We start from the raw sequence: 26339 nt of genomic DNA on the forward strand, positions 1-26339 counted from the left end.
AATGATCCTGTCGCGATGGCGATCTATCATCTTCACGTCAAGGTCATTGGCCGCAAGGCTGGGAGCAGCGCCGTGGCGTCCGCCGCCTACCGTTCGGCCTCGCGGTTGCGCGACGAGCGGATCGAACGCAGCCATGACTTCTCCGCTAAGCGCGGTGTGGTCCATTCCGAGGTGATGCTGCCGGAGAATGCTCCAGAAGCCTGGAGCGACCGCGAACGGCTGTGGAACGATGTCGAAGCTTTCGAGGTGAGGAAGGATGCACAGCTTGCCCGAGAGGTGGAGTTCGCTCTGCCTCGTGAATTGTCCCAGGCGCAAGGCATCGAACTGGCGCGCGACTTTGTACAAGTCGAGTTTGTCAGCAAGGGCATGGTCGCCGATCTCAATGTGCACTGGGACAGCGCGGAGGATGGCAGCCCCAAGCCGCATGCCCATGTCATGCTCACCATGCGCTCCGTGGACGAGAACGGTTTTGGGTCAAAGGTCCGAGACTGGAATGCTACCCAGATGGTCGAGCGCTGGCGCGAGCGATGGGCGGAACTGACCAATGAACGCCTAGCCGAACTCGACATCGATGCCCGCATCGATCATCGCAGTCTGGAAGAGCAGGGCATTGGCTTGGAGCCGCAAACCCAGATCGGTGCTCCTGCTCAGCGCATTGAGGGCAGCGGACTTGACGCTGGCGACAGTGAAGCAGATCGCGCCGAACTGCATCGCGAGATCGCACGCAACAATGGTGCGCGCATCATTGCCGATCCATCCCTGGCGCTGGACGCCATCACCCATCAGCAATCGACTTTCACCCGAAAGGACATTGCGAAGTTCTCGCATCGCCACAGCGATGGAGTGGAGCAGTTCAATGCGGTCATGGCAGCCATCAGCAACGCACCCGATCTGGTCGAACTCGGCAAGGACAGGCGCGGCGAAGACCGGTTCACCACCCGGCAGATGATCGAGACCGAACAGCGCCTTCACCGCGCGGCGGAGCGTATCGACGTGGACGAGCGACACGCGGTGAGTGACGCACGTCGCGAGGCCGCGCTGGCGCGGGCTGCGCAACGCGGGCTTGTCTTGTCAATTGAGCAGGCCGAAGCGCTTGCGCACATCACCGATGGTCGCGGTCTCGGTGTCGTTGTCGGCTTTGCCGGAACGGGCAAAAGCGCCATGCTGGGCGTTGCGCGCCAGGCGTGGGCAGCTGCGGGCTACGAGGTTCGAGGCGCGGCCCTCTCCGGCATTGCCGCAGAGAATCTGGAAGGCGGATCAGGCATCCCGTCACGCACCATCGCCAGTATGGAGCATAGCTGGGAACAGGGCCGCGATCTGCTCACCGCGCTTGATGTCCTGGTGATCGACGAGGCAGGCATGGTCGGCACGCGCCAGTTAGAGCGCGTGCTCTCCCATGCTGCCAACATTGGCGCGAAGGTCGTGCTGGTTGGCGATCCGCAGCAGTTGCAGGCGATCGAAGCCGGTGCTGCGTTCCGTTCCATCCATGAACGTCATGGCGGCGTCGAAATCGGTCAGGTGCGCCGGCAGCGCGAGGACTGGCAGCGCGATGCCACGCGCGATCTGGCAACCGGCAGGATCGGCGCTGCGATCAGCGCCTATGACGCGAAAGGGATGGTGCATCAGGCCGCAACGCGCGATGAGGCGCGAGGTGAACTCGTCGAGCGCTGGGATCGCGACAGGCAGGCGCATCCAGAGGCAAGCCGGATCATCCTCACCCACACAAACGACGAGGTGCGCGCGCTGAACCAGGCCGCGCGTGAGCGCATGCGCATTGCCGGCGATCTCGGCGACGAAGTTCAGATTGATGTGGAACGAGGTGCAAGGAACTTCGCAAGCGGCGACCGTGTCATGTTCCTGCGCAACGAGCGCGGGCTTGGCGTCAAGAACGGAACGCTTGGCATCGTGGAGGAGGTCAGCACACAGAGCATGACCGTTCGCACCGATGACGACAGGGCGGTTCGCTTCGCCCTGAAAGACTACGCGCACATCGACCACGGCTATGCCGCGACCATTCACAAGGCGCAGGGCATGACCGTAGACCGGACCCATGTGCTCGCCACACCGGGCATGGATGCACATGGCAGCTATGTCGCACTGTCGCGGCATCGCGACGGGATGGATCTGCATTACGGCGGCGACGATTTTGCCACACGAGACCGGCTGGACCGGACGCTGTCACGGGACCGCGCCAAGGACATGGCGTCGGATTATGAGCAGGTCGACCCGGCGCGGAACTATGCCGAGCGGCGCGGGATCACGTTCCGCGAGCGCGTGGTCGAGATCGTGCGTCGGATCATTCCGGAGAAGTTGCGCGACAGGATCGGCGGACTGCTGGACGGGTTGCGCGCGCCCGGAGATGGCGAGCCCAGGCACGAACGTGGACCTGGGCCGGGAAGGGAGATTGTTGGGGTGCGGATCGGAGATGGCGCTGCCGCGCCGGAAAGGGAGAAGCCAGGGCGGGGTGTACAGCGCAACACGGAAGCACCGCTGGATCCGGAAGCTGCGTTGCGCGGCGCTCGTACGCAAGCGCTTGTGCGTCACGCGCGTGCGCTCGACGCGATCCTCAGTACCGGAAATGCGGACGGGCAGGGGACTCCCGAGCAGATGGGCGAATTGAGAGATGCGCGCAACGCTTTTGAGAAGGTTCGGCCTCATGGTTGGCGCGATGCCGAAGCGGCTTATCTGAAAAATCCCGAGCTGGTTCGTGAAGCGAGCTCCGGCCGCGTCAGCCGCGTCGTGCTTGCTCTCCAGCTTGAAACGGAAATCCGCACCGGGATGGACATCGATCCCGGCCGCCGTGCCGACCGTTTCGTCGAACGTTGGCAAAAACTCGATCGAACAAGCCAGCATCAATACCAAGACGGCGACATGTCCGGCTACAAGTCAACGCGCTTGGCCATGTCCGACATGGCCAAGAGCCTTGAACGGGATCCTCAACTTGAATCCCTACTGGCAAACCGCAAACGCGAGCTTGGCATCAACGTGGATTCGGGTCGTCGCCTGGGCGCTGAACTCGCCTTCAGCCATGGCATCGCTAAGGGGCGGGGTATTGGGCTCTGACACCCTCCGATTTGCCGCCGTTTCCACTCCGCAGCCGGCTGAGACGACAAACCTGATTGCCTACCGCATGGGTTCGTCCTGTCTGTCCCAGCAGACATCAGCGAGAACCAGTGAGGTGCAGGCAAGCCATGTCCGAACCGGATCGTATCATACGCCTTAGGACGGTCCTCGCGCGGACCGGCCTCTCCCGCTCGACCATCTATCGCAAGATCACTGAAGGGACTTTCCCGGCCCAGATCAAGATCAGCATCAACGGGGCGGGCTGGCGGGAATCAGAAGTAAATCAATGGCTCGAAAATCCCGTCGCATGGCGAACAGAACATCACTGATTGCGTGATAAACGCACGCCAGGGCCGCCGCCATTCTCTGGAATGAATTCTATTCCGGCTGCTTCGAGTGACAGCTTCAGCACTTGCAGGATTGAGTCAGATGCGGGTTTTGAACCACGTTCGAACTGCACGATTGTCCTGACACTTACCTTGGATAGATCCGCCAATTCCTGCTGAGAAATGTCGAGAAGCCCACGGGCCGCGCGAACTTGGGCCGCACTTACCTTCATTGTCCAAATGCCCTGTTGCACAAAAAGTGCAAATATGCTTGTTTTAGGAAGCGACAGTTGGAAGTGGTGTGTCCGCCTCCAACGGTCTGACCACGCCTAGGCTTTACGGAGCTCGGATCATGGCTGATTCCGACCATAGCACGACTATGCCTCCCGTCACGAATGGCAAGACTGCCAACGCGTTGGACCGGTTGCCGCATGCAGACCCCGCAATTCTACTACTGCGAGATTGGTCGCGGGCGCAGCGCGTGTCCCAGGTTCTTTGCCGACTTCAACAGCGTCTAGAGAGGCGGTTTCTCGATGCTGTAGGCTCGGAAGCGATGGATAAGCAGGTCGAATATTCGATCGCCTGCCAGGCGGAGGTCGAGGCGACAACTGCGGCTTTGAAGCTTCAGGACAAAATCCCACACCTACGGGCGCGGTCGCTTCTTGGCGTTGTCGCCAAGCTCGAAATCATCGCTGGTGCAGATCGCGACATCGACGATCCCACCGACTTTCCATGGCCGCATATTGCTTCGGTACTTGAGGACTTGAGGGAAATCGCTGGGAGCCTGCCACTTGAACGTCCCGGGCGGTCCGTCGTCCAGGCGGACTGTAGGCGTTACAAAACGGTGGCGGCCGACTTCGTCGGTCTGCGAATGCAAGGCGCTAACCTGCGCTTAGGGCAGGGGGCCGCGTCGGACAACATGGACCCGACTGAACACAGGCCTTGAAGTCGGCGGTGCGCCACTGAACGCGGTATTAGAAGTAGATCAAATCCGATTGACCTCGTGCTGGTGCGCGATTCACGAAGCAACCTGGAACGAACGACCCGATTTGATGTCCGCCGCACCAGCTTGCCTCTCCGCGTGGTCGTGTCCAACGAGGCATCATCCAGCACCTTGAAACCCACACCCTTCTTGTCGAGCGTCTTTGACGATCTGGTAGAGGCGCGCAGCCGATCTCGCCAGCCGATCCACCTTCGTCACGACGAAAACGTCACCCTCATGGGCAAACTCAAGCGCCTTCTCCAGCTCGGGTCGCGTTTCGGTGTCGAGGTCGTAGCCGGAGGAGCTAACGCGGGCATAACCGACGATCATGACTGTTCACGTTCCTCCAAGAGTGTTGGTGCACATCATTTAGTGAACGATTAGTCGACATATCAGGAGCAATGTTCACAAAGGCATAGGTTTGTGCACGATACGTAGTGCTAGTAGGGGGGGGTATGGGTACCCCCTTCAAAACACGTGCCTCTGGCCAGCCAAGCGCCGCCCTCCCGCGCGGAGCGCCAAGGCCCGCCAAAATCTCAAAGTCATTCTGGAAAAAAGCAAAAGGCTCGGCCCGTGGCTGAAGGGACCCCCCCAGGGGGATGAAACGCGCTACTTAGGTATCATCACCCGCTCAGAAATTTGCACCAAATATCTCGACATCCCTCTAGCGTCAGAACGGTATCTCGTCGTCCAGCTCGCGGCCCTTGTGCCGCTGACCAAAATCGTTCTGTCGCTGCCCAAAATCCGGCGCAGGCAGGGCGCGGGGCATTGGGGGGAGAGCCTTCGGCACTGGCGGGGGGCCAAGCCTCTCGGTCTCCGCGTCTTCCGCAATCTTGTCGGTACCGAGCAGGCTGGTGATCGTCGCTATCGCAGTCGGACCGTCGGCGAGGAAGGATGTCGTTCCGGCCAGTGTCGCGCCCACAATGGCCAAGACAGCCATGACGTTGCCCAACCGAATGCGCGGCTGGGACAGCTCGACCGACAGTTCGTTCAGCTTGTCCAGCAACCCTTTGCGCTGACGCTCGGGTAGATCGCTGTTGATGATGATGTCCCGCAGCTTTGCGATCTGCTGTTCAATCTTGCCGCGTGTCCGGTTTGCAAGCCTGACTGTCAGTGGGTCGGCCTTCCCGGCACCTCGCAAACGAAGCCCGGTCGCGATAGCGGTAGCCGTCAAGATGAACGTCTGAAACCCGTCAATGGGATTGTCAAAGCTCCATGGGAACTTCAGGTCTTCCACGCGACAGACTTCGGCTGCGGCGGACACCTCGGCCATGTATTCCAGGCGAACCATCTGGTCATCTTCAGCGTTTGAGTCAGGGTCTATCGCCGCGTACATATTGCGTCGACAGATTTCCTCGAACGCAACGAACCTATCGCCCAATTCGACTGGTAGGGACGCATAGTCCGCCGGAGATACAAGACTCAAATTAACCTCCTGCCCAAACCTCTCCTAGATATATTTGCGCAACAGCCGTTCTTCTAGGCCTCCTTGGGTCATTCACACATGATTTCGGCCATCTCCGCGCCGAGCGCTGCAGCTGGATAGCAGGGGATGCCTCCGACATCGCTAAGCCGATGCGCTTGCTAGTTCATTCGCGTCTTACTAACCTCCCCGTATTCGCATCGGGGATACGAACTTGGCCGTTGTCGATCTTTTTTCCAAACGGCAAAAGCTTCTTCGGGGCGACATGCCCGATGTATACGTTTACGATTCGATGCCGGCGCCATTGCGTGTACAGATCGTGCAGATACTGAGAGACGTAATTGGAGTCCCCGAATACCCACATGAAGAGACGATCGAGCAGCTCTACAGAATAATTGTAGAGGTACTCCGCCGGGAGTACGGCGAATTTAAACTGCCGCCCGTGCCAAAGTATGGAGATCGGACCTATGACAGGGAACTCACCGACTTCTTCTTAAACACGACGGATGTGGAGCGCGCGGTCGATGTTGTAGAAATCAGCTTTCGTGTCGTCGACAACGTCACAAGCCGGCCTAATTACATAGGGCGTAGAGACCCCGCAAAGATGGCAAAGCAAGCTATCGAGGAGCTCAACACACGTTTTAAGGAACACGGCGTTGGATACCAGTTCGTTGACGGGGACGTTATCCGTGTAGACTCCGAGCTGATACATGCCGAAGCGGTTAAACCTGCTCTCCGGCTACTAAACACCAAGAACTACAAAGGGGCTCATGAAGAGTTTCTGAAGGCCTACGAGCACTACCGTCACGGGAATATCAAAGAGGCCCTGAACGAGTGTCTTAAATCGTTCGAAAGCGCCATGAAGTCGATATGTGACAAGCGCAAGTGGACCTATGACCCCAATGACACTGCGAAGAAGCTCATTGAGGTGCTCTACTCGAACGGGTTAATCCCCCAGTTTTGGCAAGGTCAGTTGGGTTCGCTCAGATCGCTACTCGAAAGTAGCATCCCGACCGGTCGCAATCGGATGGCCGGTCACGGGCAGGGGGCCACCCCTACAGAGGTGCCTGCTCACTTCGCTGCATATATGCTTCACATGACGGCTTCAACGCTTGTATTCCTAACGACGGCTGAGGCAGAGATGCCTTGAGAGGTCTACGATGTATCTGTCCCCGTCTGAGGCACACCCGGGAGTACTGCGGGCACCGAGAGGGTCGCGGGTCTCAATGCCTCTTTCAGCCAGCATGCGCCCGACCACCGCGTTTCACATGCTTTGGCAGGTTGCGCCTCGGACCCGGGGAGAACTTTGAATCGAGCCCATTGCGCGCTTCAGCCTTGTCAGGGAACATTTCCACCATTTTGTCGGTGCAGGGGGTCAAGACCCAAGTTGCTACCTGAAGGAAAATAGTGAGGTACCCTAGATCGACTTCGTTCATGATACTTGTACCTCTCCCATTCGCCTCAAGGCGATAAAACGAGAAAGTCAGCACGTGGGTGTGCTGAGAGAGGGTGTCCCACATCCAGTAGAAGTACTTCGGCTCCATGCCGACATGCTCAAGCTGTTCGTTGCGCGTCCAGATGGTCAGATCGTTCCCCTCCAAGAGTTTTTTCTGAAGCTTCTCATCAAGCTGCTTAAACCAAGGATTGCTTGTGAGGCGCGAACGAAGGTCCGCCGCCTGCTCCTTGAAGCCGTCCCGTTGGTCTTTGTGCCCGAGCCCCGCGAATAGACGTTGCCGACGACAACAGTCGTAGAGATTCATTACGTCCAGCTTGGCACCCCACTCATCGAAGCTCTCGGGGGTATCGACGATGTAGGCAAATAGCAAACGGCCCTCGATCAACGCTCTCACGTGGCCCGCGATTGCCGAGAAGTCCCAAAACTCGCTGTCGGACTGAACCCAGCGAGACCTTGGAGCAGCCCTCATGATCGCTATCGCGTGGGCGCACAGTCGTGTGAAAATGTGGGTCCCGTAACCAAAATATGGCACGGCTTCACGCGGCCCACCGGCTTGCCCTACAGCAAGAGCTTCGCAGACGGCTGCATCAAACTCCGCTAGCGCTTCTGTGTAGTCTTGGAGGGTTAGCTTTGGCGGATCTTTGCTATCCAGATCTATCTCTATTCCACCACTCGCTCGTGGTATGTTCGAGTTCCCCTGAGAGGGCATTCATTCGCTCCTGCAATTCACAGTTGAGTGCGGTCGTGGCTTTCAATGCCGTCTCTTTGGGTAGCGATGTGCTTATCCGCAATCGGTTGGCCGACAACAACCCTGATCATGGTAGCAGTGGTAGGATATCAGCTGTGTCCCAATTCGCCCTCGGCTACACACAAGGAGAACATCCAAGGGGCCTGGAACCTATCACTCCATATCGGGCACGTCTCCGCCAACAAAGAGCGTCGTTGGCTCGCCGTATTCTCCCAGCGCCGGGTTAGCCTCGCGTGACCACGCAATGACGCCGGCATGTTTCCCCGCCAAACCCTTCGCGGTCCGTATAGCTCGGTCCTCGGTCTGCTGCTCGGCTGGTCCAAAGGCAGGTGAAGGTCGCCGGTCTCACCTTCGACCGCGATGCGGTGACGACTATCAGCTTGGGGGCCTTCTGCTGGGGTAGTAGGCTATCTGACACTTGGATGACCTTCGTTGGAGGTTCCTCCTGCCGTGAGCTACGGGTTCAGCCGTGGGTGGCATAGAAGCAGGCGCGGCGGGACCGATTGACGCCCTAAGGACGCATTGATGGCTAGAAGCGTGAGGTGGCTCTCTGGGCTGAGACCTTTGAGGAAGCTTGCCCTGAAGTCCTCGCGGCGCTTCGCAAGGCTGGGCACTTCGGGGAGAACCGGCCCGAGGACAACGTTGCCCACAAGCTGGCAGGATGCGACCTGGAGGAGCTGCCTGAAGAGGAGCTGGACCTCTACGAAGAGCGCATCCTTCCTCTCCTGCGGATCGCCTATTTCGAGCCCCACAGACTCGCCGAAGAGTACGCCGAACGAAGGGCACCGGGGTACTACGATTGACCTGCTCCCCGTTTTGTCCGCGTCTATGAGTTAGCCCTGTTCACGTTGTGGTCCGATTTGGACCGGGTTGCAAATTCGTTCGGTGTGAGCCCGTCGAGGCTCGTGTGCGGGCGGTTCACATTGTAGTAGATCCTCCATTCTTCGATGCTGTCTCGGGCATGCCGATAACTGGTGAAGAGCCGCTAGTTGAGGCACTCGTCGCGCAGCCGACCGTTAAAGCTCTCCACGAAGCCGTTTTGCATGGGCTTGCCGGGCGCGATGTAGTGCCATTCGACCTGCCTATCCTCCTGCCATGCCAGGATGGCATTCGAGGTCAGCTCGGTGCCATTGTCCGACACGATCATGCAGGGGTAGCCGCGAGACTCGGCGATGATGTCGAGTTCGCGGGCGACGCGTTCGCCCGAGCTCGAGTTTGCGACACGGTGGCCAGGCATTCCCGGCTGAAGTCGTCGATGACGCACAGGATCCGGAAGCGGCGGCCGTCGGTGAGCGTGTCGGAGACGAAGTCGAGGCTCCAGCGCTGGTTGGCATCCTGCGGGATCGCCATCGGTGCTCTCGTGCCGCGCGCACGCTTGCGGCCGCCGCGTTTGCGCACTGTCAGCCGCTCTTCCCGATAGAGCCGGTAGAGCTTCTTCCAGTTCACCGCCACGCCTTCGCGCTTTAGCAGAAGGTGCAGCCGGCGATAGCCGAAGCGTCGGCGCTCGGCCGCCAGTTCCCGTAACCGCTTTTGCAGGCCAGCGTCGTCCGGTCGGCTCGAACGATAGCGGTAGACCCGCGGCTCCATGCCGACGAGCCCGCAAGCACGACGCTGCGTATAGCCCTTGTTCTCGATCGCCCAGGTCACGGCGGTCCTCCTCGACCCAGGCGTCAGAAGTTTTTTCCGAGCATCTCGCGCAAGGTCGAGACGTCGAGCATGGCGTCGGGCCAGCAGGCGCTTCAGCTTGCCGTTCTCCTCCTCGAGGCTCTTCAGCCGCTTCGCCTCCGATACGTCCATGCCGCCATACTTCGAGCGCCACTTGTAGAAGGTCGCATCGCTCACACCGTACTTGCGGCAAAGCTCCGTCGCCGAAAGCCCCGCCTGGTGCTCCTTCAAAATGCCGATGATCTGTTCGTCGGAAAATCTCGATCGCTTCATTGCCCTGTCTCCTCATCCGGATGACAGGCTAACCTCAAAGCGAGGACATTTCAGGGGAGCAGGTCACCAAGGCTTGCATACAGCGGCCGTCTCTTCGGAGGCTTCTGGCAGCAGATGAGGAGGACCGAACGGAGGCACATTCGGGTTGAAGGTCAGCGGATTGGAGAACTCGATTACGGGCAGATGTTTCCTCGGCTCGCCTATGCCAAGGTCGGAGCCGCTCCGCCCGAGGGCAACCCTTACGACTTGCCCGGAACAGAGGAGTTCACCGACGAGCAAAGGCGTGCTGTGAAGAGTGGCTTCAACGCGTTCCTCTTCAAGGCCACGACAATGCGCAAGTGGCACCCGGACATCGAGCAGGGCCTGCCTGCAGGGTGGCCAGTGGGCCGCTTCAAGCAAGCTATGTTGAGGAAGCACCCGCTGCTGGCACCGGTCCTGAACTGTGGGATCGGCTATGAGCTGATGTACAGCGAGAGCGAAATCCTTTGCGGTGTGTTGGAAAGGACTTTGCTGGAGGACTGCGCCGTCCTCCCAATCCACGATGCTGTCTTATCGCCAATCACGAAGACGGGGGCCATCGCGGAGATCATGGTGGAGGAGGCGGAACGAGTAGCCGGAACTCGCATAATGGTGGCTCTGAAGCCAAGCCACTAAAGGTTGACCTACATGGGGAGAGAGAGGGAGGAGCATCGTTCCTTCTCACCCCAACAACCTTTCGCTCCACTTCACCTATCTTCCATTGTGGGACCTGTAAGATGCCGAGGAGGCTAGGCCCGGTAATGCGTCCATTTCGAGCTGCTAGTGTCCAGCTGCTCATGCCAGATCGCTTGTCGAAGGTCGCGCTTGTGGACCAACTGACCGCACGTGGGACAGGCGCAGAAGTGGTCGTCTTCCTTCTAGGTCTCGCCTTCCAGCTCGTCCCGGACCGCCCAGGCTTGACCGTGGCAAAAAGTCTGACCCTAATCCGAACTCCGGAGCTTAATCGGAGGTCACCATGCAGCCCCTGTCCAAGTTGCTTTGTTTCGCCTCCGGCATGCTGGTGGCCGGCGTCGCCCATGCTGGGCAAGCGGAACGGGCCTATAAAAGAGGAGACTACGCAGCGGCTGTCTTGTTGTGGAGTGTCCTGGCTAACACCGGTGATCCCAAAGCGGAGGACGGTCTTGGCACTGCTTACTTCGGAGGGCACGGCGTCACACAGGATTACGTTCAAGCTGCCGCTTGGTACCGTAAGGCAGCGGACCAAGGTGACGCCCAGGCAGAGCACAATCTCGCCTATCTTTACGACCGTGGGCTAGGCGTCAAGCAGGACTATGCCGAGGCCGTAATTTGGTATCGCAAAGCAGCCGATCAAGGATTAGCGGACGCTCAAACCAATCTCGGGTTGCTTTACAGAGATGGAACAGGCGTCCCGCAGGACTATAGAGAAGCCGCCACGTGGTTTCGTGAGGCCGCCGACCAAGGAACGGCCGTTGCCCAATACTTTCTGGGATTGGCCTACCTCAAAGGTCAAGGGGTCGCCCAGGACTATGCTGAAGCAATCGCATGGTATCGCAGAGGGGCAGAGCAGGGAAACGCCCTGGCGGAGCACGATCTGGGTGTAGTGTATGCGAAGGGCCTAGGCGTTACGATTGACTACGCCCAGGCCGTCTCTTGGTTCCAGAAGGCTGCGGACCAGGGGAATGCGGGTGCGGAGTACGACCTTGGTGTTTCGTATTACGAGGGGCTGGGGGTCCCTTTAGACTATGTGCAGGCCGTCTCTTGGTTCCAGAAGGCTGCGGACCAGGGGAATGCGGGTGCCGAGTACGACCTTGGAGTAGCATACTTCGATGGCCATGGTGTGAAGCAGGATACTGCCCAAGCCCTAATTTTGATACGCAAGGCCGCTGATCAAGGAGATGCCACTGCTAAGGCCTATCTTATCAAGTTGGAGCCGCCGGCAAAAAAGGCCTAAAGTTCGTGAGACCGGAAAGCTGGCGATCGTGCTCATGGCTGATAAGCGCCACTACATGGGCGGCGCCTTCGTCATCTTCAAAGCTGATAAGCGCCAGGCGCTATGGAACCGCGTTCAGGGCAAGACCGGCGCACCGCCGCCGAAAGGGCTGGCCAAAGAGAAGGCCGAATGGCTCAAGTCGGGGTTGGTAGGCCGGGTCAAGTTCCTCAAGGGCGAGGAGAAGCTTCGTCATGCATTGCTTAAGGACTTCCGCGAGGAAGAATGACGCCAAGACGCCTCTACGGGGCGTTCCATGTGGTCACCCAAGCCCACCTCCAGGCACCGATAGTGCCCCATAGGGATCGAGCACAGCTCTCCCTCCTCACTGCTCCTCCAAGCATGTCAGCCTGTAGCTGACCTACCCCACACCCAGCGGCCCACGAACGTGATCCCGAGGAGCACCGAAGTGGCCAGAATGGTCAGAACGGCCCAAATGGTCCCTGTGATGACAGTCCCTTGCCCATCAAATGGCTCCCAGTAGGTCCCAAGCTTCAAGGTGCCTGCACGTGCCCTTGCCACCTCGTCCGGAGACACGAAGAAGTCGGTGCCGGTCAAGCAAAGGTCCTTGACGTTGATGTTGCCGTACGGGTTCGTATACTGCTTGATGACCTCCGGGCTTAGGTTTGCCACGCAGTCGTAGGTCACAGACAGTTTTACGTTGTCCACGCGCTCCTTCTGGAAGCGGTCCATAACGGTCCAGGAATACCACCCCGCTGCAATGACGCCCACGACAGGCGCAATTCGCACACCGCGCCAAAACCACACCCGGTAGAAACTCCTCGCCATCGCGTCCCCCTAGCCCTGCTTAGCGAACCTACCACGGCCGGGTTCAAAATGACGGAAAAATCCGAGGGTCGAATTCGACAGGTTCTGGCGTGTTGCAAGTGTTTCTTGCTTTGCCTCGTCGGACTGTACTAACGTTCCTTCGGCTGCTATTTCGTCCGAAGGGGATCAATGAAGCGCTTCACTGTCCTTTTCTCTCTTGCACTCGCCGCCGCCACAGTGGCAACGGCCGGTCATGCGGATGAACGCTGTCCCGGGAAGACGCCGCAAGACTTCAAGAAAGGGGCCTACGATTTCTCGACAAATTCGTCAGTCGACAAGAACGGAAAGATCATCAAATATTTTGTCTGTGTCGAAAACAATAGCCGGGACGGCTGGCTCCGCATTAGTTGGTTCATCCCTCTACTGGCGGACCGTTGGGTTCGGCCCGGTGAAGTCGAAAAACAGGTTCGATATTCTGCCGATCCCGCCGAACGCCCTATCTTGGGGTGCATCAAATACGGCAATCTCGACGACAGAGTGGTTTCGCAATTTCTGGGCGATGCCGGCGACGAGCAAAAGAGCGGGATGGCCAACGAAGCCAGCTGCCGCCAACAAGCGGGCGTCGAAGCGCCGCCGACCAATACGATTGAGCTGCCTGCAGAGGGGTTGAACGAGGCTACACGGCTGTACGTTCCATCCGATCTCCAAGATCCGACAAATTCGATGCTGGCTCTCGATATATCCTACGGGATCAAACCGGGCGGAGACGGATATACAAGCTACTTTGGATTTACCGCTAACCCTGTTGTTCCCGGGTCAAAGGCAAACATCGAAGAAATTCGCCTGCGGCCCAGATTTGCAGCCGGAAGTGACATCCTCTATGCGGCGTTTCGTGATCAGGTGACTAAGGATTATGTCACCCTCGGAAAATCCGGAGGCTTTCAGTTTTCGGTAGCCGGTTCCGCACAATGGAACGTTCAACCCGCATTCTACGACTTCGTGGACAAGGACAATAGGGTTTTGAGCAGCTTTTCTGTGCCACTGTTCACGCCGGCAGCCAGACAAAAATGACCAAACTATTGCCTTACGCCTACATCTTCCCGTCTGCTCTAGTGGCAGGCTTAGAGCGTTGGCAGCAGATTTTTCGTAGGAGTTGGTTTGCGCCCCCCAGCGCAGAAAGCGGGCTCTACGATACGGCCCTTTTTCTCGGTGTCATCCTAAGCTTTGGAATTGTGGCGCTATGGGTTCATCGTGGTTTCCGCTTTATCGGCGTCGTCGCCGTCGTTGCAGCTTCTGTTGTGGCACTGTCGTTAGTCGCCTGCGGAGTGCTTCGCCACTTTCTCAAAGAACCGTGGGACCCGTTCACAACCTCATGGCTCGAATGGGGCTGGAGTACATGTGCCTTGATTGCAATGGTGGGTATTTCCGTCACCGCAACGCTGGTGGCAATGCTAATTGGCGCGGGCGTGAGGCAGTCACAGACCCCAGCCTGAACGGCGAGAATATGTGTCCGGTGGGGCATTTAGCATTGTTCGGCTTCCCTTCTCAGGTGACATGAGGTTATCCTTTTTGGCACGTTTTTGGGGAGAGGGTCAAAATGCTGTTCACTTACTTGGCACGGATCGTGGCGGTGCTCGCCTTGGCGATTGGTATGATGCAGATCGCGTTGGGGTTCTCGTTCGCGGACAATCCCGACGCGCTGTCACGATACACCGGACGCTCGTCGGTCGGCCCTGTAATTGATCGAGGCATGTACATCGTACTGCTTTCCATTGCTCTGGGCACCCTATCGGAGATTAGCCTATCTATGCGGCGTCGCCGGAATGACGAGAGCGCTCCATCCGGTCGTGGCTGATCAGGCTTCCATCCAGTGACGGCCACAGAGAGGTTTGGGGGTTGACGGGCAAATCTACCGTCCGGCCCATTCAACGCCACTCAAACGGTCCTGCCAGAGCGAGAACAGAGCCTTATTTTCCCTTCCTCTCGACACCCAACGCCGCCTTGAGCGCACGTTCGGCCACCTTCAGGCGGGCATCGGCACCACCATAGTCCTCCCCGACGCTCCCCGACGAATGACCGAGCACGATGTCTTGGTCGGCCTTCGAGACCCCCGCCAACCGGAGCCGGTCCTTCATAAGGTGCCGAAGGGAGTGGGTGGTGACCTTTGTATCACTGACCACTGCCCGGACGTGTTTACCAAGGGCGGCAGAAGCCGAGGATGCACCAGTAGGCCGCCCGTAGGCAGGGAACAGCATCGCCGCATCGCCCGCCGCCTTCACCGCTTCTTTGGCATTGTCCAATGCAGTGGCAATCAATGGGACATTGCGCCGGGAAACGGCATTCTTGATGCGTCTGTCGTCGTGCCATTCGACTGTTATGTGAGGGATGGTGTGATCTAGGTGAACGTCCGTGACCCGCAACCCGGCCACTTCGGCAAGCCGACACCCTGTCCCCTCCAGCATTTGCCAAATCCGTTGGAGGCTGGGGTTCGCAAGAAATAGGATGCGGCCCGTTACCATCTCAAGTTCCTCGGCCGTGAAGGGACGGCGTTTGTCCCGGTCGGGCTCAGCCTTGTCTTTCGATGCGGCCTCTAAGTACATGAACGGGTTAGCCATACCTGCAAGGTCAAATTCCCGGATGGCGTGGTTGATGACGGCGCGGACGACATTCAGATAGCGGTCTACAGAGGATGCTTTGCGCCCCTCGCGCATATGGTCACGGACCTCTTTGGCATCTTCCCGCTTGAGGCTCGCCAACGTGCGGTCCCGCTTGTGCGCTTCGCTGACAAGCTTGAAGACACGATCTAGCTCCAGCGTTTTTTTAGCATCGTCCCCCACGCGCTCCTTAAGGTAGAGCTTTCGCGCATCCTCGATTGTGGGAGAGGGGCGAGAGAGCTTCCCGCCGCTGGAGAGGATAGCCAGGGCGCGGCCTTCAACCTGTGGAACGCCGATAGGGTCCCCTGCCTCATCGTGAGGAAACGACGACAGGTAGCTGTCGCGCATCAAGTCGGCGGCCTCCGGGTCAGTGGCAGGCAGTGCGCGGCTCCCAATGTGGACGAGCGTGGCTGCCAGCTCTTGCGCCCGTCGCTCTGCCATCCAATGGACTTCCAAGGGAGTTTCCGCAGGCAGGCCGGAGCCGTGGCCCCGGCGGGCTTCGGCCACCAGTCGCTCAAACTCGCTGTTGACCTTCGGGTAGTTGCGGAGAGCCTCCCGTTCGGTAGTGCCGAGAAAGCGCTTGAACTCTCCCTGTCCGATGAGCTGGGAAACGTCTCGTGGGACCCTTCTACGGTACTGCCAAGTGCCGGCATTAGTCTGAAAAACGTACTTCAATACAAGCCCCATTGTGGACCTCCGGTGTACCGGAATGTGGACCGCTAGGAAAGGCTAAGGCTTGAAAACGTTGAGAAATATGGAATTTCGCGTGGAAAGTGGCTCCCCGGGCCGGATTCGAACCAGCGACCTTCGGTTTACAAAACCGTAGGTCGTTTTACCGGCGGAAGTGATCGAGGCCCTGCTGCGTCGCTGCGCGATTGTAGCCGCGGCCATCCATCGGAGGCATTCAACGCCGCCCGAGATTGCGGACTGATACCAGCAATCGCCTCAACTACGCAGCCTTTGCCGCTTGGATAGTGTGGAGCATTTCCGGCTTGAGGTGCGTATAGCGCCGCAACATCTTCCAATCCTTGTGCCCCGTGACCAGCGCTACCTGTTCGATTGTAAACCCAGCTTCAAAAAGGCGGCTCGTTCCTTCGTGCCGCAAGTCGTGAAAATGAAGGTCGTGGATGCTCAGGTCCGCGCACCCTCTACGAAAGGCAGTGCCGACTGATCTGTGGTTGAATGGGAAAATACGATCGTCGTCGTTGCTTCGCTTGGCGAGCCGCTCCTCAACAATGGCCCAGGCATCGTAGCCAGTTGCCGCGAATAGCGGTATGCGCTGATTGTTGCCGTTCTTGTTTCGAGGATCTTTCCGGTCACGGATGAGAAGCATCCGCGTGCGAGTTTCCAAATCGGACCAACGTGCCTTGCAGATTTCCTCCTGGCGCATCGCGGTTGCGACGGCGAAACGTATGATTTGGCTAACTGGCGCCATCTGACGAGGATTTGAATCGAAGTGAGCGATCAGTCTGTCGAGCTCATCCTGGGTCGGCCGCCTGTCGCGCTGATTTCCTTTCCCAATGAGGCCGAGCCTCTTTAGGGCGATACGCGCGAGATCCACCGGTTCGACCTTGACCGGCAGGCCGTGAACCGCAGCGGCATGCGCCAGAATGAGTTTTACAAAGCCGATGTCGATTCCGAGAGTCATTGGTCCGGCACCTTGGGCGGCTCTGTCACGACCAAATCGAATGAGCCGTTCGCGATCAAGGGCTGCGATGCTGCACTTCCCAAGATGCCTCTGGAGCATTTCGAGGGCGGCAGCCTTGGAACGGCGAGGGGACTTGCCTACATCGCACATGTCGTCGATATGAAGGTCGATGAGTTCGCCGAAGGTTTTCAGGCGCGCTGTACGGGACTTGGTCGGCGTCTCACCGCGATCGACTTGTCGCTCGGCGTCGGTTGCCCAGCGTCGTGCATCGTCTCGGCGCAGGAAGGTCTCGCTGGCGTAGCGGCCTTTGCGACGGACTTGGACACGCCAGGAACCGGACGAGAGCTTTGTGTAGGTGGCCATTTTTTCGTGTGCGCTCCGTGTGCAGTGAGAGATCGAAACGTGGCGAAAAGGGTCGTATTCTGGCGTAATGTGGCGTGGCCGCGTTTCCGGCTAACGATTTGATGTTAAAGAAAAAATGCTGCAAAATCAAGAGCATAGAGTGGCCGTGGCCCCGATGATGGACTGGACGGACCGGCATTGCCGGTTCTTCCATCGCCAGCTGACAAGCTGTGCTCTGCTCTACACCGAAATGGTGGTGGCCGACGCGGTCATCCACGGCGCGCGCGAGAGGCTGCTCGGTTTCGATGCGGCGGAACATCCGGTCGCCTTGCAGCTCGGCGGCTCGGATCCGGCAAAACTTGCCGAAGCGGCGCGCATTGGCGAGGCCTTCGGCTATGACGAGATCAACCTCAATGTCGGCTGTCCGTCAGACCGCGTCCAGTCGGGCACGTTCGGCGCCTGCCTGATGAAAGTGCCCGACCTCGTCGCCGACTGCGTCGCGGCAATGAAAACGGCGGTGACAATCCCCGTCACCGTGAAGTGCCGCATCGGCGTCGACGAACAGGATCCGGATCCGGCGCTCGACGCGCTGGCGGACGGGGTTTTCGAGGCCGGCGCCGCCGCGCTTTGGGTGCATGCGCGCAAGGCTTGGCTGGAGGGGCTAAGCCCCAAGGAAAATCGTGACATCCCGCCGCTCGATTACAACAGGGTCTATCGGCTGAAGGCCAAAAAACCAAACGAATTCATTGGTATCAATGGCGGAATTCAGTCGCTTGAAGAGGCGCGGGCGCATCTCGATCATGTCGACGGCGCCATGCTTGGCCGCGCGGCCTACCACACACCGGGCATTCTGGCCGGCGTCGACGCCGCCTTCTACGGCGCGAAGCCCGAGGCATTCGATTTCGCAGCGCTGATCGACGCGATGGCCGGCTACGCAGCGCGTCACATCGAACAGGGCGGGCGGCTCGGCCATGTCACCCGCCATATGGTCGGGTTGTTTCATGGACTGCCGGGTGCGCGGCGCTACCGCCAGATCCTGTCCACCGACGCAAACCGGCCCGGTGCCGGGCCTGACGTGCTGAAGACGGCTTTCGCGGCGGTCGAATTCGGTAGAGGGGCGGCCGAAGCGGCCTGAGCTCAATCCCGCAGGATCATGCGGTCGCCGCGCACGTCGAAGCCCGACAGCGAGCCGATGAAGTTCATGCCGAGCAGGCTTTGGCTCAGCATGCCGGGTGCCGCGACCATGACCGACATGTCCTTGCGCACGATGGCGCCGATCGCCACCGCGTCGGTCTTGACCGCCGCGGCGCGCGCCATGCCGTTGGCGGTCGAAACCGGTATCGTGTAGTTGAGCGCGGCCGGGTTGAAGCCGGCGGCCTGCGCATCTTCCGAGGTCAGCACCGTGCTGGTCGCGCCGGTGTCGACAACGGCCCGTACCGGGTTGCCATTGACCAGGATGCGCGCTTCGAAATGACCGTTGTCGGCCTTGTCGAGGGTCACGGTGGCGTGGCCGTCTTCAACGCCGAGAGCCAGCGGACTGCCTGGGACGAGGCCCGCGGTCACGCGGCTGGCGACGTCCTGCAGTTCGTAGCGGTACTGGTAACCGGCGACCAGTGCCAGCACAATTGCCACCCAGGCGCCGAGATTGCGGGCCATCGCACCCACCGGGCGGCCTGAGCGCAGCAGGCCGGCGCCGATCAGGGCGCCGAAGGCGCCAAGCCAGATCAGCCGGCCGAAATCGTAATTCTCGACGCCGAGCGTGCTGCCCGCGGAATCGTTGAGCATGAGCAGGACCGCTCCCACGCCGATCACTGCCATCAAAATCCAGAACAGCCGACTGCTCATCCGTGCCTCGCTAGAGCAATTCCGGGAAAAGTGTGAAACGGTTTTTCGTCCGGAATTGCGGTAAAACAAAGAGTTAGAGCGGTTCGCCGGTTCCGCGAGACGGTGAACTGCTCTAGATTGCGTCGCGTTCGCGCGCCATGCGGGTGCGGCGCGTTTCCCGGCGCGGCCGGCGCTCGACCGTTTCCAGCCGGGCCGGCAATTCGGCCATCACATTGCGGCGTGTTTCCGGCGTCATCCCCATCCAGGCGCCGATTTCCTCGCGCGTGCGGCCGCAACCGAAGCAGAAGCCGGTTTTCATGTCGATCGAACAGACCAGGATGCAGGGGGATTCGATGGCCGTCATGACTTTCTCTCGAGGGATCCGTGCGGAATCCGCTCTTCCACCTCCACATGGTGCAACGGCAAAGCCAATGCAAGCCCTCGCGATTGCGCCCTCCCGGGCCATCTTTGCGGCAATCAAGGCGGATGTTTGAGGGAGGTTGTGCCAATCACGCAACGCGGCTATGCCGCTCCCCAAATCCAGGAATGATTGCTCACGACATGACCAGCGCTCTGCCTTTCGACGATTTCCGCAACCTGCTCGACAATCTGCCGTCAGCCGACCTCAAAGCCGAAGCGCGGGTGCGCGCGCTGTTTGCCAAGGCCGACAAGCCGGGGCATTCGCTCGGCCGCATCGAGGACATCGCCGCGTGGCTCGCCGCCTGGAGCGGCCGGGCTCCGCCTGCCGTGACACGGCCACTGATGGCGGTCTTTGCCGGCAACCATGGTGTTGTCAGGCATGGCATTTCGCCGCGCCCGGTGGCGGCGACCGCCAACGCGGTCGAACTTTGCGCGGCCGGCGGTGCGGCGATCAACCAGATCTGCATCGCCAACGACCTCGGATTGAAGGTGTTCGATCTTGCCCTGCACATCCCGACCGGCGACATCACCGATGACGCAGCACTTGACGAGCGCGGTTGCGCGGCGACCATGGCCTTCGGCATGGAAGCGATCGCCGGCGGCACCGACCTGCTTTGCCTCGGCGATCTTGGCGTCGGCAATTCCACCGTCGCCGCAGCGCTGCTTGCCGCACTGTTCGGGGGTGGAGGTGCCGACTGGGTTGTTCCGGGCTCCGGCGCCGACGCGGCGATGCAGGCGCGCAAGGCGGAGGTGGTCGATGCGGCGCTGGCCTTTCATGGCGGCCATCTCGAAGATCCGCTGGAGGTGCTGCGCCGGGTCGGCGGCCGGGAGTTCGCGGCGATAGCCGGCGCCATCCTCGCCGCACGGATGCAGAAGATTCCCGTGCTCCTCGACGGCTTTGCGGCAACGGCCGCCGCGGCGGTGCTTTATGCCGCGAACCCCGCAGCGCTCGACCATTGTCTTCTCGCCAGCCTGTCGCCTGAGCCAGCGCACGCCAAGGCCGCCGAGTTGCTTGCTCTGCGCCCATTGCTTGACCTCGGCATCAGCCACGGCGAGGGGGCCGGGGCAGCACTTGGCGCAGGCCTGGTCAAAGCGGCGGCGCTGACCAGTTCGGGCATGGCGGCGGCTGTGCGGGGCTAGGGTCCTTGGTCCTCGGCGTATCAACTCCTAAGATTGGGGATGCGATAGACGACTGAGAGGTATTTCGGATTGGAGCGGCGGCTGACTATGACGCCTCCAAGGCTTTCCGCGATTCTTCTGCTCGCCACGTTCTCCTCGGCGACAGGATACTCGAAGCAATCTGGATTGAGCTCCTCGGACGCCCACACCGCCACAGCGGCAACGGCCTCACGGCCGATGCCGTTTCCATGGACGTCCTCCCTTATCCAAATCCCGATCTCAGGACACGCCGTCCTCGCTGCGTGAAGGCCGACAAGTCCCAGGCAGCGATCGTGCGCCAACGAACGCGCAACGAAATGCAAATCCGATCCGTCAAGTATCGGCGCCAGCCAGGATCGCCATACCTCGGCAAAGGCCGTCAATGATCGAGGTGGTTCCCACTGCATGAAACGGGTGATTGCGGGCGTGATCGCGGCAAAGACCTCTTCAGCATCATCGGCCGTAAACAGCTTAAGGCGAAGCCGCTCCGATCTGATTTCGACGCGGCTGACATCCCAATCTGCGGTCATTGCGGTCCCCGTTCCTCTTTGAGGCCGAGTGGAGGCTGGTCGTCAGGGTGGTCTAGCGCCGTCGCGACGCGACCGCGGCCGTCGGCAGTGCCGGCAGCTCTTCCATTACCCGGCTCAGCGGGAAGATGGCGATCGCCTCGGTGCCTTCACGCAGCTTGGAATGAAGCTCGAACTCACCGCCATGCATGGCGAGCAGGCCTTGCACGATCGGCAGGCCAAGCCCGGTGCCCTGTTCGGCGCTCTTGATGGCGATCGAACCCTGGCCGAAGGCCGAGAGCACAATCGGGATCTCGTCCTCGGGAATGCCGGGGCCGTTGTCCTTGATCGAAATGTATTGGCCGCCGCCCGCCGTCCAGCCGACGCGGACGCGGATTTCGCCTCCGGTGGCGGTGAACTTTATGGCGTTGGACAGAAGGTTGAGCGTGATCTGGCGCACGGCGCGCTCGTCGGCGAACAGCCGCGGCAACGTCTGTTCGAAATCCTGGATGACCCGGATATCCTTGTTACGCGCCCTCAGTTCCATCATATGGCAGCAGTCCTCGACGATGTTCAGCAGCATCACCGGCTCTTCGTTGAGCTGGTAGCGTCCGGCCTCGATGCGCGACAGGTCGAGGATTTCGTTGATCAGGTCGAGCAGATGCTGGCCGGAATCATGCACGTCATGGGCGTAGTCGCGATAGGTGGGGTTGCTCATCGGCCCCAGCACCTCGTTCGCCATCACCTCGGAAAAGCCGAGAATGGCGTTGAGCGGAGTGCGCAGTTCGTGACTCATCGAAGCCAGGAAACGCGACTTTGCCAGATTCGCATCCTCAGCCCGCCGCCGAGCTTCGTCCGACATCGATTTCGCCGTCTCAAGTTCCGCGATCAGCGCGTCCTTTTCGGAGCGGAACGACAACAGCATCAGGGAGGAGCGGTTGATGTGTCGGGCGACATAGGCGAAAAACGGCAGCGACAGGACAAGCAGCCCGGCCATGATCGCCTCGACCGGCATCCACAGTCTGACGCCGAGATAGGCATAGAGCGCCACCGGCACGGCAAAGGTCGCCAGCAGCGCGCCGCTGAGCGACGAGGCCATGAGAGCCGTCCCGGCCATGGCAAACAGCAACACCACCGCCTTGACCACCTGGAACTGGTCAACGGCGCAGGTGCCGCAGCCGAGCAAGACGAACCAGGCCCAGCCGAGGCCGCAAAGGAAATGGCCGACCAGGAATTCCCGTCGCGCCTGCAAAGGGTTGAGCTCAGCAGCTTCCGTGCGCTCGATGCGCCGCGCCATGAAGGCGACGACCGTATAGCAGGTAAGCGTGAACAGCGCCCAGAGCCCGATCTCGTTGCCGACACCGGCGAGCCGGCCGGCGGCGGCGATCGCCAGGACGAGCAGCGGGATCACGACGGCGCCGCTTGTCATGGCACGGGCGTGGAGCTTCAGCAGTTCACGGTCGAAATCGGGATTGCCGGCCTGCTGCGAAAGACGGTCGCGCGTCTTGCGCACCGCGCGCGCCACATCGCTGTTGCGATGAGGTTTCCTGCGGTCCACAATGAACTTGTCCGCTGTGTTCGAGCGTTGCAAGGGCATCAAAAACTTCAATTTATGCGCGCAGCGATTTCAAGGTGTTAAGCTACGTTCGAATGATTAACCAACCGTTTGCCATATGAGCCGTTCCTGGTCGCCGAGGTCGCGCCGGCGGTACGCGGCGCCGCCCCCGAGAAGCCTGTTGCGCAAGGTGCTGGACTACGGGCTGGCCATCATCATTCTGGGCTTGCTGATCCTGCTGGCGGCGCGCCTCGATCGGGTGGAAACGCGCCAGACGCAAGGTGCTGCCATCATCAATGACGGCGATTCCATTACACTTGGCACCGAGCGCATCCGCATGCGCGGCATCGATGCCCCGGAATACACCCAGACCTGCCGCAGGAACGGCGCCGACTATGCCTGCGGCACGCTTGCGCGCCAGTCGCTGGTGCGCCTGATCGCCGGCAGGCCGGTTGCCTGTAGCGGCTGGCAACGGGATCGCTATGGCAGGCTGCTTGGCGACTGCAAGGCCGGCGGTACGGACCTCAACCGCGCCCAGGTCGAGGCGGGCTGGGCCGTTGCCTTCGGCGACTTCGAAAGTGAGGAAGCGACTGCCCGCGCGGCAAAGGCCGGTATCTGGGCGGGCACGTTCGATCAGCCGCAGGACTGGCGCGACAGTCATCACGGCGAGGTCGTGGAGCGAAAGCACGGCACGCTGGCGTCGATCGGCGACGCCGTGCGCGAGATTTTTCGCTTCTGGTGAGGCGTATCGGCCTGAAAGGGAAAAGGAGGATCGAATGAAGCTCTTCGACGGCGGCCGGGCGCCCAACCCCAGGCGGGTTCGCGTTTTCCTCGCCGAGAAGGGGATCTCGGTTCCATTGGTGTCCGTCGACATGGGCGCGCTGGAGCACAAGGGCCAGACGGTGAGTTCGCGCAACCCTTTGCAGCGCCTGCCGGTGCTGGAGCTTGACGACGGCACCGTCATCACCGAATCCGTCGCCATCTGCCGCTATTTCGAGGAGTTGCATCCAGAGCCGGCGCTGTTCGGACGTGGCGCGCTCGGCAAGGCGCAGGTCGAGATGTGGCAGCGGCGGATGGAGTTCAACCTGCTGAGCTGCGTCGCACAGGCCTTTCGCCATATCCATCCAGCCATGAGGGAGTGGGAAATCCCGCAGATCCCCGAATGGGGCGAGGCCAACAAGCCGAAGGCGGTCGCATTCCTGAAGCTTCTCGACGGCGAACTGGCGAACCGGGAATTCGCCGCCGGCGACAGCTATTCGATCGCCGACATTACCGGCCTGATCGCGATCGACTTCATGAAGCCGGCGCGCATCAAGGTGCCGGAGGAATGCACCAATGTGCTGCGCTGGCACCAGGCGATCTCCAGCCGCCCGAGTGCCGCCGCTTGAGCGTGGAACTGGACAATTTTGCAGCAAAGGTCCGGGCCTGCCGCATCTGCGTCGAAAATCCCGTCGGCATGCCGCTGCCGCATGTGCCGCGGCCGGTGCTGCGGCCCTCGTCCAGCGCGCGCATCCTCATCGCCAGCCAGGCACCGGGAACCAAGGTGCACTTGTCGGGCATGCCGTTCACCGATGCCTCCGGCGACCGCCTGCGCAACTGGCTTGATGTGTCCAGCGACGAATTTTACGACATCGAGAAATTCGCCATCGTGCCGATGGGCTTCTGCTTTCCCGGCCAGGATGCCAAGGGCGGCGACCTGCCGCCAAGGCGCGAATGCGCACCGGCCTGGCGTGCGCCTTTGATGGCGCTGATGCCGGCGATCGACCTGGTGCTGACGATCGGCATCTACGCACAGTCCTGGCACATGGGCGCCGCGCGCCGCCCCTCGCTGACGGAAACGGTGATGGACTGGCGCGCCATCTGGGAGAATTCCGTTGGTGTCAAAGTGCTGCCGCTGCCGCATCCGTCCTGGCGCAACAGCGGTTGGTTGAAGCAGAATCCGTGGTTTGAAATGGATTTGCTGCCTTTCCTGCGTTCGGAAATCCGCTATCGCCTTGGTTAGGCATTCAGCAAGAAATCACTCGCTTTTGTGACGATTGGCAGAATTTCTTTCTTGTGAACGCCTAGAATAAGAGGGAGTATAGATAAACATTCCTCCAGGAGCCTCTAATGGACCGCCTTGACCGAAAAATTCTCCGCCTCCTCCAGGAGGACGCGACGCTCGCGGTGGCCGATGTCGCCAAGAAAGTCGGCCTGTCGACCACGCCCTGCTGGCGCCGCATCCAGAAGCTCGAGGAGGAGGGCGTCATCAAGCGGCGCGTCGCCATTCTCGACCATGAGAAAGTCAATGTGCGGGTCACCGTCTTCGTCTCGATTCGCACCAATTCGCACAGCCATGAGTGGTTGCGGCGGTTTTCCGAGGTTATCCAGGAGTTTCCCGAGGTCGTCGAATTCTACCGCATGAGCGGCGATGTCGACTACCTGCTGCGCGTCGTGGTGCCCGACATCGCCGCCTACGACGCCTTCTACAAGCGGCTGATCGCCAAGATCGAAATCCGTGACGTGTCGTCGTCCTTCGCCATGGAGCAGATCAAGTACACGACCGAAATCCCGCTCGACTACATGGTGCTGGACAAGGAATCGGGCGCCAACGCGGCGTGAGGGCCGCGATCTGGCTATGAACCGCCGGGCTGTTGCTGGCGGTTTCGCTTTTCACGAAATTTTAAAAAATACCCAAGCGCGATATCGATGATTATCACGGATCCCGCAACATAGAATAAATATTCTTGGTAGTGATTGTGTATAAAGTTAAATACACAGAGCCACACAAAGGCACTGGCAAACCATATTATGGGGCGAGGGCCAAATGATTTCCGAAATAGCTGAAGCATGAAATTGCCAATGGCCTTCTGATCATTTCGTGCGTTGAGGTGGCAACTTATCCTTGCATCTCTGGAATTGCAACGTTTTGACGAAGGCTGGACACACGTCGCGGCCTCGCCTGTGCGAATGATTGCGGCTGCGATTAGTTCTTCTTTTTGTTGAGAAAACTCCACGGCGAGTTGACCGGCAGGGTGACCGTATCCGGCACTGTGTCGACGCTGGCGACATCTGCCTTGCGCACCGTGTAACCCGATTGGACGACCGAGACGCCGTCGAGGATGAAGAGCTGGCTCTTCTCCATGCCGGGCTGCAGCGTGCCGGTCACCGCGACTGGTTCGTAGGCCTCTTTCATCTTGTAGGGATGGGCTGGCGTGACCAGCACGATCTGGTTGGGCGGCGGCGTCGGCATGTGGCTGCACGCGCCCGTCCATGGCACCAGCAGGAACTGATAGACGAGGTCGCCGTCGCGATCGACCGGCAATGCATAGCCGGCTAATTGTACTGTTTTATCCTGTAAGCTGAGGGAAAGCGTCTCGCCATGATCGGGCAATTTTGCCGCGATCATCGGCAGGCCGGCGTCCACGGCAACCGCCTGGCTCGCCGGGCGCAAATCCCTCCAGAAGATGTGCGTGGTCTCGGCCGAGGCGCCGGCAGTGGAAAGAGACAGCGCGGCCGCGAGCGCGAAGCTTGATCTGAAATGGTTCATGGCCGCTTCCTT

The 26339-nt window shown here is 60.2% G+C and carries 29 protein-coding genes and 1 pseudogene; 17 read left to right on the forward strand and 13 right to left on the reverse strand.

Annotated features, from left to right (window positions below; translation table 11 throughout):
• Nucleotides 1-15: 15 nt before the first annotated feature.
• Both traA and JN279_RS22875 read left to right on the forward strand, forming a co-directional pair.
• The gene (gene traA / locus JN279_RS22870) at nucleotides 16-3063 is read left to right on the forward strand and encodes a Ti-type conjugative transfer relaxase TraA (RefSeq protein WP_202350325.1); all 3048 of its coding nucleotides are present in this window, start codon (nucleotides 16-18) and stop codon (nucleotides 3061-3063) included.
• A gap of 128 nt (nucleotides 3064-3191) precedes the next feature.
• Nucleotides 3192-3392 carry a helix-turn-helix transcriptional regulator gene (locus JN279_RS22875; RefSeq protein ID WP_202350326.1) on the forward strand — a complete coding sequence of 67 codons (201 nt, stop codon included), beginning with the start codon at nucleotides 3192-3194 and terminating at the stop codon, nucleotides 3390-3392.
• Here JN279_RS22875 and JN279_RS22880 read toward each other — a convergent pair.
• Nucleotides 3386-3622, reverse strand: coding sequence for a helix-turn-helix domain-containing protein (locus JN279_RS22880; protein ID WP_096446113.1), 237 nt, complete (start codon nucleotides 3620-3622; stop codon nucleotides 3386-3388). The two genes, JN279_RS22875 and JN279_RS22880, sit on opposite strands and share 7 nt — an antisense overlap.
• A gap of 119 nt (nucleotides 3623-3741) precedes the next feature.
• Here JN279_RS22880 and JN279_RS22885 point away from each other — a divergent pair, with 119 nt between their 5' ends.
• Nucleotides 3742-4335 (forward strand): hypothetical protein, encoded by a 594-nt coding sequence (locus JN279_RS22885; protein ID WP_202350327.1) that lies wholly within the window; start codon nucleotides 3742-3744, stop codon nucleotides 4333-4335.
• A gap of 156 nt (nucleotides 4336-4491) precedes the next feature.
• Here the strand turns inward: JN279_RS22885 and JN279_RS38300 are convergent, their stop codons facing one another.
• Nucleotides 4492-4701 carry a recombinase family protein gene (locus JN279_RS38300; protein WP_244734108.1) on the reverse strand — a complete coding sequence of 70 codons (210 nt, stop codon included), beginning with the start codon at nucleotides 4699-4701 and terminating at the stop codon, nucleotides 4492-4494.
• Nucleotides 4702-5041: 340 nt separating this feature from the next.
• The gene (locus JN279_RS22895) at nucleotides 5042-5662 is read right to left on the reverse strand and encodes a hypothetical protein (RefSeq protein ID WP_202350328.1); all 621 of its coding nucleotides are present in this window, start codon (nucleotides 5660-5662) and stop codon (nucleotides 5042-5044) included.
• A 346-nt stretch (nucleotides 5663-6008) separates the two neighbouring features.
• Here JN279_RS22895 and JN279_RS22900 point away from each other — a divergent pair, with 346 nt between their 5' ends.
• A complete protein-coding gene (locus JN279_RS22900; protein ID WP_202350329.1) occupies nucleotides 6009-6944 on the forward strand; it encodes an STM4504/CBY_0614 family protein in 936 nt (311 codons plus the stop codon).
• 85 nt (nucleotides 6945-7029) lie between these two features.
• Here the strand turns inward: JN279_RS22900 and JN279_RS22905 are convergent, their stop codons facing one another.
• Entirely contained in the window at nucleotides 7030-7719 is a 690-nt protein-coding gene (locus tag JN279_RS22905) for a hypothetical protein (protein WP_202350330.1), read from the reverse strand.
• Between the two features lie 821 nt (nucleotides 7720-8540).
• Between JN279_RS22905 and JN279_RS22910 the strand changes: the two genes are divergently transcribed.
• Nucleotides 8541-8801, forward strand: coding sequence for a hypothetical protein (locus JN279_RS22910; RefSeq protein ID WP_202350331.1), 261 nt, complete (start codon nucleotides 8541-8543; stop codon nucleotides 8799-8801).
• A 23-nt stretch (nucleotides 8802-8824) separates the two neighbouring features.
• Here the strand turns inward: JN279_RS22910 and JN279_RS22915 are convergent.
• A pseudogene (locus JN279_RS22915) lies at nucleotides 8825-9936 on the reverse strand (IS3 family transposase).
• Between the two features lie 114 nt (nucleotides 9937-10050).
• Between JN279_RS22915 and JN279_RS22920 the strand changes: the two are divergent.
• The 3 genes from JN279_RS22920 to JN279_RS22930 all read left to right on the forward strand — a co-directional run bounded on the left by JN279_RS22920 (nucleotide 10051) and on the right by JN279_RS22930 (nucleotide 12152).
• Complete coding sequence (locus tag JN279_RS22920; protein ID WP_202350332.1) at nucleotides 10051-10590, forward strand: hypothetical protein; 540 nt, start codon at nucleotides 10051-10053, stop codon at nucleotides 10588-10590.
• A 340-nt stretch (nucleotides 10591-10930) separates the two neighbouring features.
• Nucleotides 10931-11887, forward strand: a complete 957-nt coding sequence (locus JN279_RS22925; protein WP_202350333.1) for an SEL1-like repeat protein — start codon at nucleotides 10931-10933, stop codon at nucleotides 11885-11887.
• Between the two features lie 34 nt (nucleotides 11888-11921).
• Entirely contained in the window at nucleotides 11922-12152 is a 231-nt protein-coding gene (locus tag JN279_RS22930) for a hypothetical protein (RefSeq protein ID WP_244734109.1), read from the forward strand.
• A gap of 116 nt (nucleotides 12153-12268) precedes the next feature.
• Here JN279_RS22930 and JN279_RS22935 read toward each other — a convergent pair whose 3' ends face one another.
• On the reverse strand, nucleotides 12269-12712 hold the full coding sequence (locus tag JN279_RS22935; protein WP_202350334.1) for a hypothetical protein: 444 nt from the start codon (nucleotides 12710-12712) through the stop codon (nucleotides 12269-12271).
• Between the two features lie 168 nt (nucleotides 12713-12880).
• Here JN279_RS22935 and JN279_RS22940 point away from each other — a divergent pair, with 168 nt between their 5' ends.
• The 3 genes from JN279_RS22940 to JN279_RS22950 all read left to right on the forward strand — a co-directional run bounded on the left by JN279_RS22940 (nucleotide 12881) and on the right by JN279_RS22950 (nucleotide 14546).
• A complete protein-coding gene (locus tag JN279_RS22940; protein WP_202350335.1) occupies nucleotides 12881-13762 on the forward strand; it encodes a hypothetical protein in 882 nt (293 codons plus the stop codon).
• Nucleotides 13759-14184, forward strand: coding sequence for a hypothetical protein (locus JN279_RS22945; protein ID WP_202350336.1), 426 nt, complete (start codon nucleotides 13759-13761; stop codon nucleotides 14182-14184). The genes JN279_RS22940 and JN279_RS22945 overlap by 4 nt, the downstream gene beginning before the upstream one ends.
• Before the next feature lie 104 nt (nucleotides 14185-14288).
• A complete protein-coding gene (locus JN279_RS22950; protein ID WP_202350337.1) occupies nucleotides 14289-14546 on the forward strand; it encodes a hypothetical protein in 258 nt (85 codons plus the stop codon).
• 112 nt (nucleotides 14547-14658) lie between these two features.
• On the opposite strand, the gene JN279_RS38830 is transcribed toward JN279_RS22950, so the two are convergent.
• Both JN279_RS38830 and JN279_RS22960 read right to left on the reverse strand, forming a co-directional pair.
• Nucleotides 14659-16032, reverse strand: a complete 1374-nt coding sequence (locus JN279_RS38830; protein WP_202350338.1) for a tyrosine-type recombinase/integrase — start codon at nucleotides 16030-16032, stop codon at nucleotides 14659-14661.
• A 262-nt stretch (nucleotides 16033-16294) separates the two neighbouring features.
• Complete coding sequence (locus tag JN279_RS22960) at nucleotides 16295-17356, reverse strand: site-specific integrase (RefSeq protein WP_202350339.1); 1062 nt, start codon at nucleotides 17354-17356, stop codon at nucleotides 16295-16297.
• Nucleotides 17357-17471: 115 nt separating this feature from the next.
• Between JN279_RS22960 and dusA the strand changes: the two genes are divergently transcribed.
• Nucleotides 17472-18470, forward strand: coding sequence for a tRNA dihydrouridine(20/20a) synthase DusA (dusA, locus tag JN279_RS22965; protein WP_202350340.1), 999 nt, complete (start codon nucleotides 17472-17474; stop codon nucleotides 18468-18470).
• A gap of 2 nt (nucleotides 18471-18472) precedes the next feature.
• Here the strand turns inward: dusA and JN279_RS22970 are convergent, their stop codons facing one another.
• Both JN279_RS22970 and JN279_RS22975 read right to left on the reverse strand, forming a co-directional pair.
• Entirely contained in the window at nucleotides 18473-19180 is a 708-nt protein-coding gene (locus tag JN279_RS22970) for a TIGR02281 family clan AA aspartic protease (protein ID WP_096446023.1), read from the reverse strand.
• 112 nt (nucleotides 19181-19292) lie between these two features.
• On the reverse strand, nucleotides 19293-19523 hold the full coding sequence (locus JN279_RS22975; protein ID WP_096446020.1) for a DUF1289 domain-containing protein: 231 nt from the start codon (nucleotides 19521-19523) through the stop codon (nucleotides 19293-19295).
• Between the two features lie 197 nt (nucleotides 19524-19720).
• Between JN279_RS22975 and JN279_RS22980 the strand changes: the two genes are divergently transcribed.
• Entirely contained in the window at nucleotides 19721-20719 is a 999-nt protein-coding gene (locus JN279_RS22980) for a nicotinate-nucleotide--dimethylbenzimidazole phosphoribosyltransferase (RefSeq protein ID WP_202350341.1), read from the forward strand.
• Nucleotides 20720-20739: 20 nt separating this feature from the next.
• Here the strand turns inward: JN279_RS22980 and JN279_RS22985 are convergent, their stop codons facing one another.
• Nucleotides 20740-21267: a GNAT family N-acetyltransferase gene (locus tag JN279_RS22985; protein ID WP_202350342.1), complete on the reverse strand. Its 528-nt coding sequence runs from the start codon at nucleotides 21265-21267 to the stop codon at nucleotides 20740-20742.
• Nucleotides 21268-21319: 52 nt separating this feature from the next.
• Nucleotides 21320-22840, reverse strand: coding sequence for a sensor histidine kinase (locus tag JN279_RS22990; protein ID WP_202350343.1), 1521 nt, complete (start codon nucleotides 22838-22840; stop codon nucleotides 21320-21322).
• Between the two features lie 76 nt (nucleotides 22841-22916).
• Between JN279_RS22990 and JN279_RS22995 the strand changes: the two genes are divergently transcribed.
• The 4 genes from JN279_RS22995 (at nucleotide 22917) to JN279_RS23010 (ending at nucleotide 25399) form a co-directional block, all read left to right on the forward strand.
• Complete coding sequence (locus JN279_RS22995) at nucleotides 22917-23540, forward strand: thermonuclease family protein (protein ID WP_202350344.1); 624 nt, start codon at nucleotides 22917-22919, stop codon at nucleotides 23538-23540.
• A 34-nt stretch (nucleotides 23541-23574) separates the two neighbouring features.
• Entirely contained in the window at nucleotides 23575-24186 is a 612-nt protein-coding gene (locus JN279_RS23000) for a glutathione S-transferase (RefSeq protein WP_096446014.1), read from the forward strand.
• Nucleotides 24126-24800, forward strand: coding sequence for a uracil-DNA glycosylase family protein (locus JN279_RS23005; RefSeq protein ID WP_096446012.1), 675 nt, complete (start codon nucleotides 24126-24128; stop codon nucleotides 24798-24800). The genes JN279_RS23000 and JN279_RS23005 overlap by 61 nt, the downstream gene beginning before the upstream one ends.
• Nucleotides 24801-24907: 107 nt before the next feature.
• Nucleotides 24908-25399 carry an Lrp/AsnC family transcriptional regulator gene (locus JN279_RS23010; protein WP_006205209.1) on the forward strand — a complete coding sequence of 164 codons (492 nt, stop codon included), beginning with the start codon at nucleotides 24908-24910 and terminating at the stop codon, nucleotides 25397-25399.
• A 364-nt stretch (nucleotides 25400-25763) separates the two neighbouring features.
• On the opposite strand, the gene JN279_RS23015 is transcribed toward JN279_RS23010, so the two are convergent.
• Nucleotides 25764-26327 (reverse strand): DUF3299 domain-containing protein, encoded by a 564-nt coding sequence (locus tag JN279_RS23015; RefSeq protein ID WP_096446010.1) that lies wholly within the window; start codon nucleotides 26325-26327, stop codon nucleotides 25764-25766.
• Between the last annotated feature and the right edge of the window lie 12 nt (nucleotides 26328-26339).

It is taken from the genome of Mesorhizobium sp. 113-1-2, from assembly GCF_016756475.1.
Lineage (GTDB): Bacteria > Pseudomonadota > Alphaproteobacteria > Rhizobiales > Rhizobiaceae > Mesorhizobium > Mesorhizobium loti_C.

Bases quoted from the DNA above. Each gene is read 5' to 3' on its own strand.
- traA (WP_202350325.1), top strand. From the start codon at position 16: ATGGCGATCTATCATCTTCACGTCAAGGTCATTGGCCGCAAGGCTGGG.
- JN279_RS22875 (WP_202350326.1), top strand. From the start codon at position 3,192: ATGTCCGAACCGGATCGTATCATACGCCTTAGGACGGTCCTCGCGCGG.
- JN279_RS22880 (WP_096446113.1), bottom strand. From the start codon at position 3,622: ATGAAGGTAAGTGCGGCCCAAGTTCGCGCGGCCCGTGGGCTTCTCGAC.
- JN279_RS22885 (WP_202350327.1), top strand. From the start codon at position 3,742: ATGGCTGATTCCGACCATAGCACGACTATGCCTCCCGTCACGAATGGC.
- JN279_RS38300 (WP_244734108.1), bottom strand. From the start codon at position 4,701: ATGATCGTCGGTTATGCCCGCGTTAGCTCCTCCGGCTACGACCTCGAC.
- JN279_RS22895 (WP_202350328.1), bottom strand. From the start codon at position 5,662: ATGGTTCGCCTGGAATACATGGCCGAGGTGTCCGCCGCAGCCGAAGTC.
- JN279_RS22905 (WP_202350330.1), bottom strand. From the start codon at position 7,719: ATGAGGGCTGCTCCAAGGTCTCGCTGGGTTCAGTCCGACAGCGAGTTT.
- JN279_RS22920 (WP_202350332.1), top strand. From the start codon at position 10,051: ATGAGGAGGACCGAACGGAGGCACATTCGGGTTGAAGGTCAGCGGATT.
- JN279_RS22925 (WP_202350333.1), top strand. From the start codon at position 10,931: ATGCAGCCCCTGTCCAAGTTGCTTTGTTTCGCCTCCGGCATGCTGGTG.
- JN279_RS22930 (WP_244734109.1), top strand. From the start codon at position 11,922: ATGGCTGATAAGCGCCACTACATGGGCGGCGCCTTCGTCATCTTCAAA.
- JN279_RS22935 (WP_202350334.1), bottom strand. From the start codon at position 12,712: ATGGCGAGGAGTTTCTACCGGGTGTGGTTTTGGCGCGGTGTGCGAATT.
- JN279_RS22940 (WP_202350335.1), top strand. From the start codon at position 12,881: ATGAAGCGCTTCACTGTCCTTTTCTCTCTTGCACTCGCCGCCGCCACA.
- JN279_RS22945 (WP_202350336.1), top strand. From the start codon at position 13,759: ATGACCAAACTATTGCCTTACGCCTACATCTTCCCGTCTGCTCTAGTG.
- JN279_RS22950 (WP_202350337.1), top strand. From the start codon at position 14,289: ATGCTGTTCACTTACTTGGCACGGATCGTGGCGGTGCTCGCCTTGGCG.
- JN279_RS38830 (WP_202350338.1), bottom strand. From the start codon at position 16,032: ATGGGGCTTGTATTGAAGTACGTTTTTCAGACTAATGCCGGCACTTGG.
- JN279_RS22960 (WP_202350339.1), bottom strand. From the start codon at position 17,356: ATGGCCACCTACACAAAGCTCTCGTCCGGTTCCTGGCGTGTCCAAGTC.
- dusA (WP_202350340.1), top strand. From the start codon at position 17,472: ATGCTGCAAAATCAAGAGCATAGAGTGGCCGTGGCCCCGATGATGGAC.
- JN279_RS22970 (WP_096446023.1), bottom strand. From the start codon at position 19,180: ATGAGCAGTCGGCTGTTCTGGATTTTGATGGCAGTGATCGGCGTGGGA.
- JN279_RS22975 (WP_096446020.1), bottom strand. From the start codon at position 19,523: ATGACGGCCATCGAATCCCCCTGCATCCTGGTCTGTTCGATCGACATG.
- JN279_RS22980 (WP_202350341.1), top strand. From the start codon at position 19,721: ATGACCAGCGCTCTGCCTTTCGACGATTTCCGCAACCTGCTCGACAAT.
- JN279_RS22985 (WP_202350342.1), bottom strand. From the start codon at position 21,267: ATGACCGCAGATTGGGATGTCAGCCGCGTCGAAATCAGATCGGAGCGG.
- JN279_RS22990 (WP_202350343.1), bottom strand. From the start codon at position 22,840: ATGCCCTTGCAACGCTCGAACACAGCGGACAAGTTCATTGTGGACCGC.
- JN279_RS22995 (WP_202350344.1), top strand. From the start codon at position 22,917: ATGAGCCGTTCCTGGTCGCCGAGGTCGCGCCGGCGGTACGCGGCGCCG.
- JN279_RS23000 (WP_096446014.1), top strand. From the start codon at position 23,575: ATGAAGCTCTTCGACGGCGGCCGGGCGCCCAACCCCAGGCGGGTTCGC.
- JN279_RS23005 (WP_096446012.1), top strand. From the start codon at position 24,126: ATGCACCAATGTGCTGCGCTGGCACCAGGCGATCTCCAGCCGCCCGAG.
- JN279_RS23010 (WP_006205209.1), top strand. From the start codon at position 24,908: ATGGACCGCCTTGACCGAAAAATTCTCCGCCTCCTCCAGGAGGACGCG.
- JN279_RS23015 (WP_096446010.1), bottom strand. From the start codon at position 26,327: ATGAACCATTTCAGATCAAGCTTCGCGCTCGCGGCCGCGCTGTCTCTT.